At 41.4% G+C, this 17,666-nt stretch carries 17 protein-coding genes and 1 pseudogene; 13 read left to right on the top strand and 5 right to left on the bottom strand.

The features are described from left to right. Positions 1–15: 15 nt before the first annotated feature. A complete protein-coding gene (locus B2863_RS13040) occupies positions 16–705 on the bottom strand; it encodes a Crp/Fnr family transcriptional regulator (RefSeq protein ID WP_296211344.1) in 690 nt (229 codons plus the stop codon). Positions 706–790: 85 nt separating this feature from the next. On the opposite strand from B2863_RS13040, the gene B2863_RS13045 reads away from it, so the two are divergent. The 3 genes from B2863_RS13045 to B2863_RS13055 all read left to right on the top strand — a co-directional run bounded on the left by B2863_RS13045 (position 791) and on the right by B2863_RS13055 (position 4,359). Further along, positions 791–1,582 carry a class II aldolase/adducin family protein gene (locus tag B2863_RS13045; protein ID WP_296211346.1) on the top strand — a complete coding sequence of 264 codons (792 nt, stop codon included), beginning with the start codon at positions 791–793 and terminating at the stop codon, positions 1,580–1,582. Between the two features lie 7 nt (positions 1,583–1,589). Continuing rightward, positions 1,590–2,462, top strand: coding sequence for an alpha/beta fold hydrolase (locus B2863_RS13050; protein ID WP_296211348.1), 873 nt, complete (start codon positions 1,590–1,592; stop codon positions 2,460–2,462). Positions 2,463–3,723: 1,261 nt separating this feature from the next. Further along, complete coding sequence (locus B2863_RS13055) at positions 3,724–4,359, top strand: hypothetical protein (RefSeq protein WP_296211350.1); 636 nt, start codon at positions 3,724–3,726, stop codon at positions 4,357–4,359. Between the two features lie 141 nt (positions 4,360–4,500). On the opposite strand, the gene B2863_RS13060 is transcribed toward B2863_RS13055, so the two are convergent. Together B2863_RS13060 and truC are read right to left on the bottom strand one after the other, a co-directional pair. Continuing rightward, entirely contained in the window at positions 4,501–5,187 is a 687-nt protein-coding gene (locus B2863_RS13060) for a hypothetical protein (protein WP_296211351.1), read from the bottom strand. A gap of 157 nt (positions 5,188–5,344) precedes the next feature. After that, a complete protein-coding gene (gene truC, locus B2863_RS13065) occupies positions 5,345–6,118 on the bottom strand; it encodes a tRNA pseudouridine(65) synthase TruC (RefSeq protein ID WP_296211353.1) in 774 nt (257 codons plus the stop codon). A gap of 308 nt (positions 6,119–6,426) precedes the next feature. Here truC and B2863_RS13070 point away from each other — a divergent pair, with 308 nt between their 5' ends. Then, complete coding sequence (locus B2863_RS13070) at positions 6,427–7,365, top strand: pirin family protein (RefSeq protein WP_296211354.1); 939 nt, start codon at positions 6,427–6,429, stop codon at positions 7,363–7,365. Between the two features lie 227 nt (positions 7,366–7,592). Here B2863_RS13070 and B2863_RS13075 read toward each other — a convergent pair whose 3' ends face one another. Together B2863_RS13075 and B2863_RS13080 are read right to left on the bottom strand one after the other, a co-directional pair. Then, complete coding sequence (locus B2863_RS13075) at positions 7,593–7,871, bottom strand: peptidylprolyl isomerase (RefSeq protein ID WP_102078430.1); 279 nt, start codon at positions 7,869–7,871, stop codon at positions 7,593–7,595. A 274-nt stretch (positions 7,872–8,145) separates the two neighbouring features. Further along, the gene (locus tag B2863_RS13080) at positions 8,146–8,781 is read right to left on the bottom strand and encodes a TetR family transcriptional regulator C-terminal domain-containing protein (RefSeq protein ID WP_296211356.1); all 636 of its coding nucleotides are present in this window, start codon (positions 8,779–8,781) and stop codon (positions 8,146–8,148) included. A 487-nt stretch (positions 8,782–9,268) separates the two neighbouring features. Here B2863_RS13080 and rutA point away from each other — a divergent pair, with 487 nt between their 5' ends. The 9 genes and pseudogenes from rutA to B2863_RS13125 all read left to right on the top strand — a co-directional run bounded on the left by rutA (position 9,269) and on the right by B2863_RS13125 (position 17,506). Further along, on the top strand, positions 9,269–10,372 hold the full coding sequence (gene rutA / locus B2863_RS13085) for a pyrimidine utilization protein A (RefSeq protein WP_296211358.1): 1,104 nt from the start codon (positions 9,269–9,271) through the stop codon (positions 10,370–10,372). A gap of 14 nt (positions 10,373–10,386) precedes the next feature. After that, the gene (gene rutB, locus B2863_RS13090; protein ID WP_296211360.1) at positions 10,387–11,106 is read left to right on the top strand and encodes a pyrimidine utilization protein B; all 720 of its coding nucleotides are present in this window, start codon (positions 10,387–10,389) and stop codon (positions 11,104–11,106) included. 75 nt (positions 11,107–11,181) lie between these two features. Further along, positions 11,182–11,565 carry a pyrimidine utilization protein C gene (gene rutC / locus B2863_RS13095; protein WP_296211362.1) on the top strand — a complete coding sequence of 128 codons (384 nt, stop codon included), beginning with the start codon at positions 11,182–11,184 and terminating at the stop codon, positions 11,563–11,565. 132 nt (positions 11,566–11,697) lie between these two features. Then, the gene (gene rutF / locus B2863_RS13100; RefSeq protein WP_191114002.1) at positions 11,698–12,279 is read left to right on the top strand and encodes an NADH-dependent FMN reductase RutF; all 582 of its coding nucleotides are present in this window, start codon (positions 11,698–11,700) and stop codon (positions 12,277–12,279) included. 35 nt (positions 12,280–12,314) lie between these two features. Further along, a complete protein-coding gene (locus tag B2863_RS13105; protein ID WP_414706951.1) occupies positions 12,315–13,673 on the top strand; it encodes a solute carrier family 23 protein in 1,359 nt (452 codons plus the stop codon). 39 nt (positions 13,674–13,712) lie between these two features. Then, a complete protein-coding gene (locus B2863_RS13110) occupies positions 13,713–15,212 on the top strand; it encodes a CoA-acylating methylmalonate-semialdehyde dehydrogenase (protein ID WP_296211366.1) in 1,500 nt (499 codons plus the stop codon). A gap of 108 nt (positions 15,213–15,320) precedes the next feature. Continuing rightward, positions 15,321–15,914: pseudogene (gene ribB, locus B2863_RS13115) on the top strand (3,4-dihydroxy-2-butanone-4-phosphate synthase); the annotation flags it as partial. 200 nt (positions 15,915–16,114) lie between these two features. Continuing rightward, positions 16,115–16,891, top strand: a complete 777-nt coding sequence (rutD, locus tag B2863_RS13120; RefSeq protein ID WP_296211368.1) for a pyrimidine utilization protein D — start codon at positions 16,115–16,117, stop codon at positions 16,889–16,891. 18 nt (positions 16,892–16,909) lie between these two features. Beyond that, positions 16,910–17,506 carry a malonic semialdehyde reductase gene (locus B2863_RS13125; protein WP_296211370.1) on the top strand — a complete coding sequence of 199 codons (597 nt, stop codon included), beginning with the start codon at positions 16,910–16,912 and terminating at the stop codon, positions 17,504–17,506. Positions 17,507–17,666 lie beyond the last annotated feature (160 nt).

Consider the following 17,666-nt stretch of genomic DNA (forward strand, 5'->3'; position numbering starts at 1 on the left):
CTTTATACATTTAAGTCAGGCAGGATTCATCATTGCCATCAGCTGGGGCTTGTCCTTTATGGTGATAAAACCATAGTGCATATCGATAAGGTTCTGCTTTTGCCAAGATTGAATGATTTTATTTATGGTTTGTCTGGTGGTGCCAAGCATAAAGCCCAGCTCTTCTTGCGATAAGCGCAGATCTATTTTTATATCGTCACCTATTTGCTTACCATAAGTGTCGATCAGTCCAATCAGCATGCTAGCCAATCGCGCTGAGGTATTGAGTGAGGTAGCATCATCAATCCAATCAAATGCTCGTCGAATCCGCTGGCAAGTTATAAGCGCGAGGTGCTTGTATAAAATCGGATGCAACTGCGCTGTCTGAATGACTAGATTTCTTGGGATTGAGATGAGCATTACTTTATTAATCGTCCACGCATCATGGGTGCGAGGATTGTCATCTATGATAGATATCTCACCAAACCACTCACCACTAGATAGATGTGCCAGTGTCATGGCATGGCCACTAGCGCTCACATTACAGACTCTAATCGTACCCGACACGACAAAGTGTAGAGCGGCATCATCGTTATCACCGATGGCATGAATCATTTGACCTTTTTGGTATACCTTTAGCACCGCATCGCCTGCCAGTAGCGGCTGCACAATGGATGGCAATTGACTAAACCATGGGTCGTTATTTAAATAATGATTGATATTCATAAGTGTAATGTTTTTGACAGATTTGGTTTTATGAAATGGTGTAAAGTAATCATTCAGGATATCTAACACAGTAAAGGAATACACCATGCAAACAACTATGCAAACCGCGACATTGACCGATTCAACCTCGAGTGTACACCATAACATGAGCGAGCAAGAGTGGCAGATGCGCGTAAATCTTGCCGCCTGTTATCGAATGATTGCCTCTTATGGCTGGGACGATTTGGTATTCACTCACATCTCTGCGCGCGTACCAGGTACTGAGGATGAGTTTTTAATCAATCCGTACGGGATGCTATTTGAAGAGATTACCGCTTCTAGTCTGGTAAAGGTTAATAAAGCAGGCGAAAAAGTAGCGCCATCAGAGTTTGAGGTAAATCCAGCTGGATTTATCATTCATAGTGCTGTGCACGAGGCTCGTGATGATGCGCATTGCGTCATTCATCTGCACACAAATGATGGCGTTGCCGTCTCAGCGCAAGAAAGAGGCCTGCTACCTATCTCGCAACAATCATTATTTCCGCTATCTAACTTGGCATACCACGACTACGAAGGTGTCGCATTAAACCCTGAAGAAAAGGTTCGTTTGGTTGCTGATTTAGGTGATGCTCACTTTATGATTTTGCGTAACCATGGTCTGCTCACCTGTGCCGATACGGTTGCCAATGCGTTCTTATACATGTATATCATGCAAAGAGCCTGCGAGATTCAGATCAAAGCGCAGAGCGGAGGAGGTGCCTTGACGCCGATACCAGCACAAATATTGGCCGGTATCCAAGCGGCATCTGAGCAAGTCACCCGTGGCGCGAATGGCGATATCGCATGGCCTGCATTATTGAGAAAATTGCGTCGCACCGACCCATCATTTGAGGAGTAAGTCTCTAATGATAACTCTTGATGATTGGCAACGGCAGGGGCAATATGAATCTATTCATGGGCATCAAATATTTACTCGGCATGCAGGGGATAAAAGTGCGCCTGTATTGCTATTGATTCATGGCTATCCTAGTGCCAGTTGGGACTGGGAGGGTATGTGGGACGCGCTAACCGAGCATTATTATGTCATTACGCTTGATATGCTGGGGTTTGGGTTGTCAGATAAACCCAAAAACGCGCGCTATCTAATCAGTGAACAAGCTGACATTTATCAAGCAGTTTTAGAAAAACTGGACGTCAGTGATTATCATATATTAGCGCATGACTATGGTGATACAGTGGCTCAGGAGTTGCTGGCAAGACAAGTAGAGGGTAGTGCTGAGCGACACATTGCTAGCGTATGCTTTTTGAACGGTGGTCTGTTTCCTGAGACGCACAAACCTATATTGGTGCAGAAACTACTGCTATCGCCATTGGGCCCTCTGGTATCGAAGTTAATTAATAAGCAGAAATTTGCGGGCAGTCTACAGCGAATATTTGGCCCCGACACGCGGCCCACAGTAGAGGTGATAGATACGCTATGGCAGCTGTTAAATCACAATGATGGATTGGGTGTGATGCATAAGCTGATTAACTATATGCCCCAACGTCAGCAGTACCGCGAGCGATGGGTAGGTGCGATTATCGACAGTACTGTACCGGTGAAATTGATCGCAGGTGCCAAAGATCCTATCTCAGGTCAGCATATGATTGATCGTTATCGTCAACTGATACCCAATGCTGATATAACCAATATGCCTATGTTAGGACATTATCCGCAGATAGAGGATGCGGCAGCGATCACAGCGGCCTATCTACAATTTAGACGCAGTATTCTGTAAATACAGTTCAATTTAACAAACGCAGAGCATCAAATGGTGCTCTGCGTTTTTTATTCTCTTGTTATCTTTTAGCTTTCAAGAAAAATGTGTAAGTTTAAATGAGACTAACATCCGTGAGCGTAGTCACGTAGCTGTGGAAAAGGTTTTTGATAAGATGATCACTAATAAATGGCTAATTATGATTGAGTGGTCTATATTCGTGGTGCTACAAGATACTGATGATTTGATAAAAAAGATATTTTGAAAAGTTTGAGGTTTTGGAGCGTAGTATAAGAGATTATCTTTTAAGTGTATTATGAGAATATAAAGTACTCGAATAAAGCCTAACAGATATAACTATTCTTAAAAACTGTTATAAGTGGTTCTATTATATCAGTCTGTCTTAAGTAGTCTGTTAATAGACTTAAAGGGTGAAATAGCTAGTTCCGTTGGGGGATATACCTAGGGCAAACCAATCAAAGGAAAATAACTCGACAGTTTGCCCAGCTTTAGTAAGCTTTGGCTAAATATTCAAAGCAAAACTCAATAACACGCGTTTACCAGACTGAATTCGTGAAACACTGTGCTCATATTTATCGGGACGAAATAAATAAACTCTGTCGAACAGGTTTATAATGCAGTTTGAACACTCGAACACACCACCAACTTTAGGCTGAATTAAAACAAAGTTTAATTTGTAATAACGGCCTTTTTGCACAGGGTCACAGTGCTTCATAACGCTGTGGCTAGTAGGGTAGGTAACATAATTAATTGAAAAAATTCTACTACTGAAAATTGCTTTGTTGGTTACTCTTTCGGTCATATCTAATCCATTAATTTACATGTATTCAATGTCGCTTAACGCATATCAAGCTAATTATATTGGTTGTAACTTAGTTAAATACTAGCGTGAATAATGTAATGAAATGTTCTACTTAATCTGAATTTTCAAAAATGAATAATTGGTAGGCAAGCGAATCAGCAACTTATGGATAATTGCATTAGTTTTGCCAAAGAATTACATCAGAACTGCCAGTCATTATTATCTCACATTGTCATCGAATGACATTTACGATGACCACTGAATAATATTAGGTTTGCCACAAAGAGATTATGAACTACCCCAAATATATCGGAGAGTGGCTTTTTTAAAAGGTAATAGTAATTTGGGTATACTCTTTATTGAACAGCCTTGAATCAAAAGCTATCACTGACTATTTAGAAAGCTCGAATTGTACTGTTCCTCATCCACTTACAAAATCGTATGCAAGCCATAAATATTATGAATAAAAGACCAGATCTGCTTGTATCAGACCAAAACCTCAAGTTAGTAACTTCATTTCTAATAATAACTTATGTTCTTTGTTTATTATTGCCTGCTTATAAGCTAAGTATAATGGTAGGGAGTGGTGAAGATGGCGGAGGTATGGGTACTTTAATACTGGGTACGTTATACTTACCTTTTGGTCTGATGTATGGAGACTATGGGATATTAGCTGTTTGTGGAAACTATATATTCTTCTACCTTGTTATTCGATTACTTACCATACCAAACTATTCGACCAAATTTTCAGTCGTTTTAGCCATCTTGTTATTATGTTCGATAGCTTTAAGTTTTTATGATGTTTTTCCTGTCAACTACACTTCAAACGGGCATATAGTGGCATGGGGATATGGTGCTTTTGCTTGGTATTTTAGTTTGTGTGCCATGTCTTTTTTAATACTTTATCGTTTCTTTGTTAAAAGAACACCGCATGTTTCATGGTTTATATTGGCATTGGTAGTAAGCTTCTTGTGCTCCCTAGGTTTGCGATATTATCAATATCACTATTGGGCCGATGAATACCACAAAAAGTATTTCTTTGACGCTGTATGGTTGATGCGTATGCGCATGCTGAGCCACATTGGGATTGTCTAATATTCAACAATCTGAGAGAGTATGGAAATTCCGAGGTGCTGCATACATCTGCCAGTTCGATTCCTGTATAGCGCACCAAACACAATTCTTTGAATATCCACTCTAGGAGTTATATCTGACTATGATAGTGTCCATAAAACTCTATTTTTGAGTGCAGTTCGTTGGAGGAGGTATCACCATAGAATCTAAAAAATTAACTACTTTATCGGGCAATAGAAACTTAAAATACTCATTAAAGAGGTGTGGTATGTTCGTATAATGGGAATACCTTTCAAATACAGTATCCCATCCATTTTGACCTACTTCACTTTTAATATAGTCCTTGCTGTCTAAAACATGGGTTTTATAGCCAATGATTTGTAAGGGTAAGTCATAGTCTATTAGCGCAAACACTTTCTTTTCATTATCAAATATAAGAAACGGTGTATTTAGGTGTGATGATGAAAAATTCCAAATTACTTCCTCGTTTGTGTGAAAGCACTCACAAAAACAACCAAAACTGGCATCGGTTGATGCTATAAAAATAGCACTCTTTAAATTATCATTAATTAATTGAGATATTATAGTTTCAGTTACTAAACCTTCTTCTATTTCTTCCCCTAGCTCATAGGGAATACAAAAGTAATGGTAGCTATGAGTTAGCCTAGGCTTCATAGCATCACTCCCCATGATTCCTTTAGACCCTGTAATTAATAGATCATTAAATGGGTGAGCATTTGCTTCATCTACGGTTAATAACCTTCCCCCAACTTCGCTTAGATATTGTCTTTCTTGCACCCAAAACTTGCTGAAATACTCTTGGTCGCTATCTTTTAAATAAAATGTCATTGCAGCTGTCCTGGTTGTCACAACTATTAAGGGTAATTTTATGTGCCCACGAAAAGCTGACTGCGTGTACACAACGAAGTACACCGATGTTATTTCAATAACTCAAATTATTGCTATCATTAATCTAAAGCCGAAAATTCAAGTCCCCACTAGGAACTTAAACCTTAACACTATCTGTCCAAGAGAACTCTTCTAAGATACGCATCCATTGATCGTCTAATCCAGCTTTTAGTACTAGTGGCTCACCAGTGATGGGGTGGCTGAGCGCCAAAGTCTGAGCATGCAGCAACATACGCGTGCAATCATAGTGAGTACGAAAAAATCGTGTATGACGTATATCGCCGTGACTGGTATCACCCACGATGTGATGGAATACATGTCTCATATGCCGACGCAGCTGATGTTTGCGGCCAGTTTCAGGCGTTAAGCGCACCAGACTATAGCGGCTAGTGGTATGCTTTTTTGATACTGCAAATGGCAGTTCAACTTGTGCCAAACTCTGCCAGTGGGTGACCGCTTCTTGAGCAGGTTTATCTAAGTTGGCAAATTTATTGGCAATGGCGTCAGGCTTAAAGCTCAACGCATAGTCAACAGTACCTTGCTCAGACATAAAGCCACGCACCACGGCCAAATATTGCTTAGTCACTTTGCGTTCAGTAAACGCTTCGGTAAGGCTACGTGCCACGGCTGAGCTCTTGGCAAACAATAATACACCTGATGTAGGTTTGTCTAACCTATGTACTGGAAACACATGGCAGCCTACCGCATCACGAGTAAGCTGCATGGCAAAGCGTGTCTCGCCTTTGTCCAGCCAACTGCGATGCACCAACAGACCAGCTTCTTTATTAATCGCTACTATATACTCATCTTCATAGATAATTTCTATTTGATCAGCAGTATTGCCTTCGATATCCATGTTTTCATTGCTCATATTTTAGATGCGTCAATTATATATTCTTTTTATTGTACCTGTAGTGGCATAATAAATTTAGATAGTGATGCAGAGAAAATACGCGGTATACAAAGGAACGATGATAAAAATTAACCATATCGGCTAAAAAATACCCGCAACGGCGTTTATATCTTTACCGTTAGCAGAAGCGTTAATATAAATAGTAAAACGCTAAATGATAAGATGTCAGCTGCCGATGTATTGAGCATGGAAGTACCAACAACCATTCAACACTTTTCTACGCTCATTATTTGTAATATATGGAGTATCAAGAAAGGAGTAGGTTTATGAGTATTCAAACGTTTGAGCCAAAGCTGGCTGATGTTGGCGGTATTCCAATCGCACGTTTATTACCCAATAAAGGCAAAAAACCGATCGGTGCGTGGTGCTTTTTAGATCATGCAGGTCCTGCTAATTTTGGTCAGGATGATGCAGGGATACAAGTGGGTCGCCATCCGCATACTAACTTGCAGACTTTCAGCTGGATGCTAAATGGTGAGGTGCTACACAAAGACAGTTTGGGCAATCATCAGGTCATTACCAAAAACCAAGTCAATGTCATGACAGCAGGTACGGGTCTACACCAAGGTATCAGTCATACAGAGCAAAGTGTCTTTCCAGATACGGGCGGTTCAGAAAATGCTGCACGTGGTATCAGTATGGTGCAGCTATGGATTGCGCTTCCCACCGATCAGAAAATCAAACGCAGTTTTCATCATTATCCTAAGCTACCGACATGGAGCGAGGGCAACGTAGAGATGATACTAACGACAGGCAGTTATACCAATACATCAGGTAAGACATTTGAAGCGCCTACCATTCAGTATTCTAAACTGGTTGGTATAGATGTGTACTTTAAGCAAGATGGCGAAGCAACATTGAATTTAGAGCCAGGCTTTGAGTACGGTATCTTGGTTTCAGAAGGGGAGGTAGAGTCTGAAGGCAAGGTTTGTCAGCAAGACCAGTTATTCCGTTTTCATGATAGCGATGTCGCTAATAACAAAAGTATTAAGCTGGTTGCCAAAAAGGGCACACGTATCATGTTCATCGGCGGCGAACCGCTGAATAACCAAGTGCTAATGTGGTGGAACTTCGTTGCTGATAACAAAGCTGAGATTGAGCAGTCTATTATTGATTGGAATAATGGTCATGAGCGTTTCGGTAATGTTGACTCTGATATGAAGCGTTTGCCTGCACCTGAACTACCAAAAGGTTTTAAAGGCTGATTACAACTTATCTCGCCCCTCACTATTTGACCTTAACTCGTAGAAAACTGCTTAAGTAAAATACTGCTTAAATAAAATAAGGGTAGTTTGATGTAAGGATTAGAAGGGGTAGGTCGACCAAAAATTAAATCCTGATTCGCACATAATTACCACGATGATAAATCATATATGAATCAGGACAATATTTGAGGCATACTCCAGTTGGCTTACAATCAGAGCGTCAACGCTTAAGTTCTATAAAGTACTTTTACGACATGCCAGCCAAATTTGGTCTTTACTAAATGCGGGGTAAATAGTTCGCCGGTAAAGCAAACCTTATCGAATGGCCCTACCATATCACCTTTGCCAAACTCACCTAAGCTGCCACCTTTTTTGCCTGATGGGCAAGTTGAGTATCGTTTGGCCAGTACATCAAACTTAGCGCCTTTTTTAAGCTTGGCAATAATGTCCTCAGCTTGTTCTTTATGTTTTACTAAAATGTGCAATGCGCTAGCGGTACGAGCCATAATGTAACCCTTTTATAAAATATCAATTATCAGGACATTATATCACTACTTACTTTGGTTGCTAACCTCACTTGTAGGTGCTGAGCTCTCCCAAGTCATCCTTATGCAATCGTGACTATAGGGGTTGAAGAAAAGAAATTTTAGTCATGTAGTGTTTTATTTAAAATATAGTCCCTTATTCAAACTATAGCCCTTAAATGACGGACATAAAAAAAGCCTCAATCTTCAGATTGGGGCTTTCCTAATTGGGTAGCCGTACTTTACTCATATTAAATCACGGAATCAAACTATCTACCAGAAGTTGAATGCTAGTATTTAATGCCTCATTAGCGAACTTCTTATTCCTCAAACTATGATTACACACCGCTTCAGTTTGCGTAGAAAAATCAGAATAGTGCTGAGTCACCGCCCAAATATGAAAAATCAAATGGATAGCAGACACGGACTTAATTTTGTTATCTGCAATCCAGCCATCAATCACTGCCACCTTTTCACGAACCAAAGATTTCAAAGGGCCTTTTAATACGGCCATCAAATGAGGTGCCCCTTGTATAATCTCTAACGCATATAGTCTCGATGCTGCAGGCGATTTTTTTGAGATTTTATATTTTTCTTCAATATAGGTCTTAAGGGCAACCCTTGGATCTTGGTTGGCGTTAATCTCACTCAAAGGCGATAGCCACTTACTCAGCACCTTTTCTAAAACAGCAACATACAGAACTTCTTTACTTTGAAAGTAATAAAATATATTCGATTTAGATATGTCAGCTTCTTCGGCAATTTGCTCCATGCGCGCGCCATTTAACCCCTCTTGGGAAAATACGATCAATGCAGCATTAATGATATGTTCTTTCTTTTTTAATATCTTTGCACTCGTCTCTGTCTCTTCTTTTAGTGCGTATTCTTTCACTATATTTTCCCTCATCGTAAAGCCATATGAACCCAATTTTAAATGATAGTTGATTCAATTTAAAAAAGGGTCGAAGTAACCAAATGCAGATGCTACTGGTTGATCAAAACGGGTATGCCAACTACTCCAACAGCGAGCAATACCATATCGGTTTACAGGTTCACTGACTAAAACAACCTGCTGTTGACCAGTCTTTTCTGCTGCTTATTCCACCTTATCTTCATTCAGACCACCATCAAAATGCACTTATAAATAATTTATACATTTGTGCACTATTTTATAACACTTTGCACCAATTTATAACAGCCCGCACTATTTCTCTGCATATTTTTAGACCATATGGTTTAATAATTTTTGTATGAAAATTATATAAGTATTTGATAAATAAGTATTAATTAATTTGGCATAAATTATGCTACATAAAAAACATGAAATAATCTTTATTTCTTTTATCGCTCTTTTCTTCCTCAAACGTATAGGTGAAATCATGGAAATAGGTATTTTTTGTCCGATTGGTAATAACGGTTGGTTAATCTCGAAAAACGCGCCGCAATACAAGCCAACATTTGAGCTAAATAAACAGATTGTGCAACGTGCTGAGCACTATGGGTTCGATTTTGCGCTTTCGATGATCAAGCTGCGCGGCTTTGGCGGGGAAACTGAGTTTTGGGATTACAACCTCGAGAGCTTTACTTTGATGGCAGGGTTGGCTGCGGTCACATCCAAAATAAAAATCTATGCCACATCGGCGACGTTGGTTATGCCACCTGCGATCGTAGCGAGAATGGCATCAACGCTTGATAGCATCTCAAACGGGCGTTTTGGATTGAATGTCGTGACTGGCTGGCAAGAAGCAGAATATGGACAGATGGGAATGTGGCCAGGCGATGATTATTTTGGCAAGCGCTATGACTACCTATCTGAATATGTACAAGTTTTGAGAGATCTGTGGGCAACAGGCCAATCTGATTTGAAGGGTGAGTTCTTTCAGATGAATGATTGTCAGGTGAAGCCTATTCCAAAAGCGGATATGAAGATTATCTGTGCGGGCCAATCAGATACAGGCTTGGCGTTCTCTGCAAAATACGCTGACTATAACTTTGTTTTTGGTAAAGGTTTGAACACGCCAACTGCCTATGCCGGTATCAATGATCGCTTAAAGGTACATACGGATCAGACGGGCCGTAATGTTCCGACCTATGTCCTCTTTATGGTCATTGCAGATGAGACCGATGAAAAAGCCCAAGCAAAGTGGCAATCATACAATGATGGCGCGGATTTCGAAGCCATTGATTGGTTGCAGTCGCAAGGCGGTAAGGACAAAACCTCAGGCAAAGATACCAACGTTCGCCATATGGCCTCAAGCGTTTCGCCAGTCAATATCAACATGGGTACGCTGGTCGGCTCTTTTGAAAATGTCGCCAGTATGTTAGACGAAGTCGCTGAAGTGGAAGGTACGGACGGTGTTCTATTGACCTTTGATGATTTCGTGCAAGGCGTGGAAGATTTCGGTAGCAGAATTCAACCGCTGATGCAGAGCCGCATCAATGTCGATACACCAGTGGCCAGCCAAGCTGTCAGCGAAGCCTAATACAAGGAGCAGATATGAATTCGGTTAATACAATTTGTGCAGACTTTACCAAGGAATCTTCTCCTGTTTTAGAGTCGTTGCCTGAACCTATTAAGTTAGACCCCTCCCAGACGGCGCTAATCGTAGTGGATATGCAAAACGCTTATGCCAGCCAAGGCGGTTATCTAGATTTGGCAGGGTTTGATGTCACAGCGACGAAACCCGTCATTGATAAAATCAAGCAAGCCGTGGATATTGCGCATCAATCTGGCATACAAGTTATCTACTTTAGAAATGGCTGGGATAACAAGTATGTCGAAGCGGGTGGTAGTGGATCGCCCAATTATCACAAGTCAAATGCCCTAAAAACCATGCGTAAGAATCCTGAAATTGAGGGAACGCTATTGGCAAAAGGTGGCTGGGATTATGAGTTGGTCGACGAGCTTATCCCTGCGCCTCAAGACATCGTTATAGATAAACCTCGATATAGCGGCTTTGCGAACACCAATTTCGATAGTGTATTGCGGTCACGGGGCATACGTAACTTATTGCTCACAGGTATCGCGACCAACGTCTGTGTTGAATCTACGCTTCGAGATGGGTTTTTCTTTGAGTATTTTGGGGTGTTATTAGATGACGCTTGTTATCAGGCAGGGCCAGTAGAAGCTCATGACGCCACACTATATAACGTAAAAACCTTTTTTGGTTGGGTGTCTGATGTTGCTAGCATGCAGCAGTGTTTTTCAGATAGCTAACGTTTTACCTAGCCAGTTTTTAGCAACCTAAACCAAGCGTTTCATACTTAACCTAACCGCAATAGGAATGTAGATATGTCTAAACAAGTGATTATCCCTGAAGGTACCAGCAAACCATTAGCCCCTTATGTCCCAGCGACTAAGGCCGACAACATCGTTTATGTCTCGGGCACCTTGCCCTTTGATGAAAACAACGATGTCGTACATGTGGGTAATGCCGCTGCTCAAACTCGCCATGTGTTAACAACGATCAAAAACGTGATTCAAACCGCTGGCGGCGATATGGATGATGTGACCTTTAATTCGATCTTTGTAAAAGATTGGGTAGATTATGACGCGGTCAATCAAGTCTATGCAGAGTTTTTTCCCAATGAAAAGCCAGCAAGATTTTGTATCCAATGTGGATTGGTTAAACCAGACGCTTTGGTCGAAATCGCGTCCATAGCGCACATTGGATAAAGACCTGTTTAAAAATAACTGCAGTTAGTGAATTTAAAGTTACCTGACATCGAACCCCCTAGCATTGGACTGTAGTAGGGCGCTTTAGTTGACTACACATGTGGCGGAATATTGTTTAAAAGGAAATGACAGATGAATACAGTAATTAAAGAAAGCCAAGTAACGCAATCCTCATTAATGAAACATAAGTCTAAAGAATCATTCACCTCTACGGCAGGAAACTTAACCGACATGCAGCAGTCTTTTAGAGATGCGATGAGCAAGTTGGCGGCTGCCGTGAACATTATTACCACTGAGGGTCCAGCAGGGCGCGCAGGATTTACAGCCTCAGCGGTGTGCAGTGTCACTGACGAACCGCCAACCCTATTAGTGTGTCTAAACCGAAGCGCTTCTGTATACAAGTTTTTTAAAGAAAATATGGTGCTATGCGTCAACACACTTGGTCTTGAACATAAAGATTTGAGCGGTGTGTTCGGTGGTAAAAAGGCGCTGGAAGAAAGATTTGAGCAAGGCAACTGGTCCACGCTGTCAACCGGATCGCCTGTGTTAGAGGATGCCAGCATTTCTTTTGATTGCAAAATCAAACTTATCAGTTCGGTGGGGACCCACGATATTCTTATTTGTGAAGTATTGGATATCAAACACAAGCCTGATTGTGAAAGTCTCATCTATTTCAATCGAGACTACCATCAATTAAGTAAGTGCAAAAACTAAGTATCACACCTCTACTTTTTTTAAGGATATCCAAAATGGATAAATGGTTTGTGAAATGGCGTCCCTACACCGGGAACCTAGAAACGACACCGGTAGGTATCAATGAATACTTACCAATGGGTAAAAGTGTGGTGTTAGGCGCACAGCACTCATTCGCAATGTTTGGTGCGACAATCTTAGCTCCCTTACTGATGGGTTTTGATCCTAGCTTAACCATGCTGATTACGGGTATAGGCACGATACTTTTCTTTCTGATTACTGGGGGTCACGTACCAAGCTATTTGGGCTCTAGTTTTGCATTTATCGGAGCGGTTGCAGCAGTAACAGGGTATAGCGGCACTGGTATCAATCCAAATATTGGTATTGCGCTGGGAGGTACCGTTGTCTGCGGGGTTTTATACGCATTGATGGGTCTGCTGGTGATGAAAACAGGGACAGAGTGGATTGAGAACTTGATGCCACCTGTGGTCACTGGGTCCATTGTTATGATTATCGGGTTGAACTTAGCGCCGGTCACCATACAAAGCGTCATCGGCAGTAGCTTTGACTCTTGGATGGCATTAGTCACCGTATTATGTATTTGTTCAGTCGCCGTATTTACCAAAGGCATGGTCAGACGCCTGTTACTGTTAATCGGATTGGTCGCTGCGTATTTTATTTATTTCCTATTAACCAATGTATTGGGCATGGGCACGCCTATTGATTTTAGTCCAATTGCAAATGCCGCTTGGTTCGGTATTCCAACCCTTTATTCTCCTGTCTTTGAGACCAGTGCCATATTAGTCATTGCACCTGTCTTTATCATCTTGATCGCTGAAAATCTTGGGCATTTCAAAGCGGTAGAAGCTATGACTGGCAAAAGTATCTCACCTTATATGGGTAGAGCGTTCTTCGCTGATGGCCTTTGTACTACGCTTTCAGCCTCGGTAGGCGGCACTGGTATGACGACCTATGCAGAAAATATCGGCGTGATGGCCGCGACCAAAATTTATTCTACAGTCGTCTTTGTCATAGCAGGTGTCTTTGCAATCTTATTGGGTTTATCCCCTAAGTTTGGAACCTTGGTAAGTACCATTCCTGTGCCTATTTTGACCGGTGCTTCAATCGTTGTCTTTGGTTTGATTACGATCGCTGGTGCGCGTATCTGGATGAATGCAAAAATTGATTTTAGTAAGAATGGCAATATGTTGGTAGCCGCCGTCCCAGTAATCTTAGGTACTGGCAACTATTCACTAAATATTGCAGGCTTTGATTTAGGCGGTATCGGTACCGCTACTTTTTTAGCCATTCTTATGAATCTCGTTTTCAATTTTAAAAATAAACAAAAAGAGATGAGCGTGACCACTGAGAGAGAAATCGCTACATCAGAGCCGCTCTTAAAACTAAATCCATAAAATTAAACCCTATTTGATATTACCTTAAGGAATCGTGTCATGAATACAGAACCACGCAGCGTACAACAATTGATTAATGGCGAATTTACTGAATCGACTACCACAGAATGGATTGATATCACCAATCCAGCCACGCAAGAAATTATCGCCAAGGTACCACAGTCAACACCTGCGGAAATCGAGCAAGCCATCAAAACGGCATCTGAGGCTTTTCAGAGTTGGCGTGTCACACCTATCAGCAAACGAGCCCGTGTGTTTCTAAAGTATCAACAATTGATACGTGAAAATATGGATGAGCTGGCAGCGCTACTGACTGAAGAACAAGGTAAAACGCTGGCAGATGCTAGAGGTGATGTATTTAGAGGTCTTGAGGTTGTAGAACACGCATCAGGTATCGGTAACTTGCAACAAGGTGGCTACATCGAAAACGTCGCCAGTAGTGTTGATATGTATACCGTGCAGCAGCCAATCGGTGTCTGTGCAGGTATTACCCCCTTTAACTTTCCTGCCATGATACCGCTATGGATGTTTCCAATGGCCATCGCCACAGGCAACACATTTATCTTAAAACCCTCTGAACAAAACCCAATCGTTACCATGAGATTGGTCGAGTTGGCCCTTGAGGCAGGTATACCAAAAGGGGTATTAAATGTGGTTCATGGTGGTAAAGACACGGTGGATGCGCTGTGCGATCACCCTGACATAAAAGCGATATCTTTTGTTGGCTCAACTGCGGTGGGCAAGCATGTGTATGATCGAGCCGGTCAGGCTGGCAAACGTGTGCAATGTATGATGGGTGCGAAAAATCATGCCGTTATCATGCCTGACGCCAATAAAGAACAAAGTCTGAATCAGTTAGCAGGAGCAGCATTTGGTGCAGCAGGGCAGCGATGCATGGCACTGTCTGTCGTCGTATTGGTTGGAGAGTCTAAACAGTGGGTTGATGAGATTGTGGAAAAATCAGCACAGCTAGTAGTGTCTGCTGGCAAGGATGACAAAGATTTAGGTCCGCTAATATCTAAGCAAGCCAAAGCCCGTGTCGAGCGCTTAATCCAAGCCGGTATAGACGAAGGGGCAACTCTCAGGCTAGATGGCCGTGGTTGTCAGGTAGCAGGTTACGAAGAAGGTAACTTTGTTGGCCCAACTATTTTGGACAATGTAACAACGGATATGAGCTGCTATACCGAAGAAATTTTTGGCCCTGTCCTATGCATTATGTATGCCGACACGCTTGAGGAAGCTATTAAGGTTATCAATACCAATCCAAATGGTAATGGCACTGCGATTTTTACCCAGTCTGGCGCCCATGCACATAAGTTCCAACAAGATATCGATGTTGGACAAGTCGGTATCAATTTACCAATTCCAGTACCGCTACCGATGTTTTCGTTTACAGGGTCTAGAGCCAGTAAGCTCGGTGACTTAGGTCCTTATGGTAAGCAAGCGGTACAGTTTTATACGCAGACTAAAACCGTGATATCACGCTGGTTTGATGAGGATGCTAGTGAAGGCGTAAATACCACAATCTCTATGAAGTAGCTATACGGCCTAGCAAACGTAGGACGTTATGTAGAGCGTGTGATTAATTGACAATAGGCTCTACATAACAACATACAAAAGCAAATTTAAATGCAAATGGTGGATTTTATGAATATCAATACAATACCGGAAATCATTGAAGACATTAAAGCAGGAAAGATGGTCATCATCATGGATAATGAGGATCGGGAAAATGAAGGTGACCTGATTATGGCAGCCACTTTAGCCAAACCTGATGATATCAATTTTATGATCACCCATGCCAGAGGTTTGGTTTGTTTGACCTTGACCTCCGAGCGCTGCAAAAAATTAAAATTACCTCTCATGTGCAAAGACAACCAAGCACCTTATAGTACAAATTTCACCGTTTCTATTGATGCAGCAAAAGGGGTAAGTACCGGAATATCAACGGCAGACAGAGCTCAGACTATCAGAACTGCCGTGTCTCAAGACGTTACCTTTGATGACGTCGTAACCCCAGGTCATATTTTTCCATTAGTGGCTAAAGAAGGCGGTGTTTTAGAGCGGGCTGGGCATACCGAAGCAGGTTGCGATTTAACGAAGCTGGCTGGCTTGGAGCCTGCTGCAGTTATTGTAGAGATTATCAATCAAGATGGTGAAATGGCTCGTAGAAATGATCTGATGAAATTTGCTGATACTCATAACCTAAAGGTCGGCACCATAGACGCGTTAATTAAATATATTGAATCTCAAGAGGCTGTTGAAAGTAAGGGTGAAAGAGAAGTCGAAAATTTCGAAGAAACCGTAGCGTATGAATATGATGAAAGCGATGAGCGTACCGTTGAATTGATTTAGTAAAATCAATTTAACTTAACTTGATTTTATAAGCTATTAGATACTTTTACCGCAATTTGAATTTTACTGAAATTGGATGAAACCCTATGTTAGTTAAAAAATACCCTTGTAAGAACGACACGTCAGAAACGGTCGTATTTAGTTCAGGTTTAGGCGGGCATGCTGATTTTTGGTTACCTCAAATTGAGTGTTTTACCGAGCATTACAATGTGATTTGTTATGAACAAGAGGGGGTATCACCTGATAGTGACTTCTTACCTGATAACTATTCCATGCAAGATTTAGCGGATCAATTAATCGAAATTTTAAAACAAGAAGGGCTGTCTAATTGTCATTTCGTTGGTCATGCACTTGGCGGATTCATTGGTATGGAAGTCGCTTATAAAGCGCCAGAATTGTTGGATAAACTGGTCATCTTAAATGGATGGGAAAGCCTAGATCCTCACACTATTAAATGTTTTAGCATGCGAACCAGTTTGCTACAAGATACAGGGGTAGAAGCATTTGTACGTGCCCAAGCGATATTTTTGTACCCACCGATCTGGATCTCAGACAACATAGATACACTCACGCAAAAAGAAAATAAAGCCATCGCTCACTTTGCGCCAGTCGAGAACGTCTCAACGAGACTAAAAGCCTTGCAGGCTTATCAGCCCCTGATAAATGCCAAGCATATCAAAAATAAAACGCTAGTTTTAAGCAATCTTGATGATGTGTTGGTGCCATGGCAACGCGGTCTGGCTTTGGCTGAAAATATGCAGAATGCTCAATTTGAGTTGATGGTGACAGGTGGACATGCTAGTACAATCACAGAGACCTGCTCAACCAATAGTAAAATTCTTCAATTCTTATCCAAAAATTAATATCAATTAGGACGTACTATGACTGATTCCCTATCGTTATCTCCAGACGGTCTTGACCAACTGTTTGGTAAGGCCAGATCCTTCAACGCTTGGCAAAAAAAAGACGTACCAGATGCACTACTTGAAGAGATCTATCATTTAGTTAAAATGGCACCTACCTCGGCCAACTGTTCACCGGCGCGTTTTATATTTCTTAAATCTGATGACGCTAAAGCGCGCTTAGAGCCAGCACTGTCATCAGGTAATATCGAAAAAACAATGACAGCACCTATCACAGTGATTGTCGCTTATGACAATGAGTTTTATGAGCAACTTCCCAAATTATTTCCACATACTGACGCCAGATCATGGTTTAACTCTAGCCCTGAACTCATAAAAGAAACGGCGTTTAGAAACAGTTCTATGCAAGCGGCGTATCTCATCTTAGCTTGTAGAGCCTTGGGTTTAGACACAGGCCCAATGTCTGGGTTTAATAATGAATTAGTGAATGACACCTTTCTTAAAGACAGTAAATGGACCTCAAACCTGCTCATTAATATAGGTTATGGCCAAGAAGATCAATTGTACAGCCGTCTGCCAAGATTGGACTTTGATGAGGCTTGCCAGATCTTATAAACACAGACGATTCATCCATGTGAAAGGGTAGCTGTTTTCGACTGGGTTATTAAGTGAACTATGATGACGCTTAATAACCATTTTTGATTACAAAGCTTTGAAACTAAAGGTTTTCCGCTACAGCTCTGTTATTGCAGGCATAAAAACAGCCCCAACCTTG

The sequence above is a fragment of the Psychrobacter sp. UBA3480 genome, assembly GCF_002377945.1.
In the GTDB taxonomy this organism is placed as follows: domain Bacteria; phylum Pseudomonadota; class Gammaproteobacteria; order Pseudomonadales; family Moraxellaceae; genus Psychrobacter.

Excerpts from the sequence above, each read along its gene's own strand:
- B2863_RS13040 (WP_296211344.1), bottom strand. The coding sequence starts at position 705 with ATGAATATCAATCATTATTTAAATAACGACCCATGGTTTAGTCAATTG.
- B2863_RS13045 (WP_296211346.1), top strand. The coding sequence starts at position 791 with ATGCAAACAACTATGCAAACCGCGACATTGACCGATTCAACCTCGAGT.
- B2863_RS13050 (WP_296211348.1), top strand. The coding sequence starts at position 1,590 with ATGATAACTCTTGATGATTGGCAACGGCAGGGGCAATATGAATCTATT.
- B2863_RS13055 (WP_296211350.1), top strand. The coding sequence starts at position 3,724 with ATGAATAAAAGACCAGATCTGCTTGTATCAGACCAAAACCTCAAGTTA.
- B2863_RS13060 (WP_296211351.1), bottom strand. The coding sequence starts at position 5,187 with ATGACATTTTATTTAAAAGATAGCGACCAAGAGTATTTCAGCAAGTTT.
- truC (WP_296211353.1), bottom strand. The coding sequence starts at position 6,118 with ATGAGCAATGAAAACATGGATATCGAAGGCAATACTGCTGATCAAATA.
- B2863_RS13070 (WP_296211354.1), top strand. The coding sequence starts at position 6,427 with ATGAGTATTCAAACGTTTGAGCCAAAGCTGGCTGATGTTGGCGGTATT.
- B2863_RS13075 (WP_102078430.1), bottom strand. The coding sequence starts at position 7,871 with ATGGCTCGTACCGCTAGCGCATTGCACATTTTAGTAAAACATAAAGAA.
- rutA (WP_296211358.1), top strand. The coding sequence starts at position 9,269 with ATGGAAATAGGTATTTTTTGTCCGATTGGTAATAACGGTTGGTTAATC.
- rutB (WP_296211360.1), top strand. The coding sequence starts at position 10,387 with ATGAATTCGGTTAATACAATTTGTGCAGACTTTACCAAGGAATCTTCT.
- rutC (WP_296211362.1), top strand. The coding sequence starts at position 11,182 with ATGTCTAAACAAGTGATTATCCCTGAAGGTACCAGCAAACCATTAGCC.
- rutF (WP_191114002.1), top strand. The coding sequence starts at position 11,698 with ATGAATACAGTAATTAAAGAAAGCCAAGTAACGCAATCCTCATTAATG.
- B2863_RS13105 (WP_414706951.1), top strand. The coding sequence starts at position 12,315 with ATGGATAAATGGTTTGTGAAATGGCGTCCCTACACCGGGAACCTAGAA.
- B2863_RS13110 (WP_296211366.1), top strand. The coding sequence starts at position 13,713 with ATGAATACAGAACCACGCAGCGTACAACAATTGATTAATGGCGAATTT.
- rutD (WP_296211368.1), top strand. The coding sequence starts at position 16,115 with ATGTTAGTTAAAAAATACCCTTGTAAGAACGACACGTCAGAAACGGTC.
- B2863_RS13125 (WP_296211370.1), top strand. The coding sequence starts at position 16,910 with ATGACTGATTCCCTATCGTTATCTCCAGACGGTCTTGACCAACTGTTT.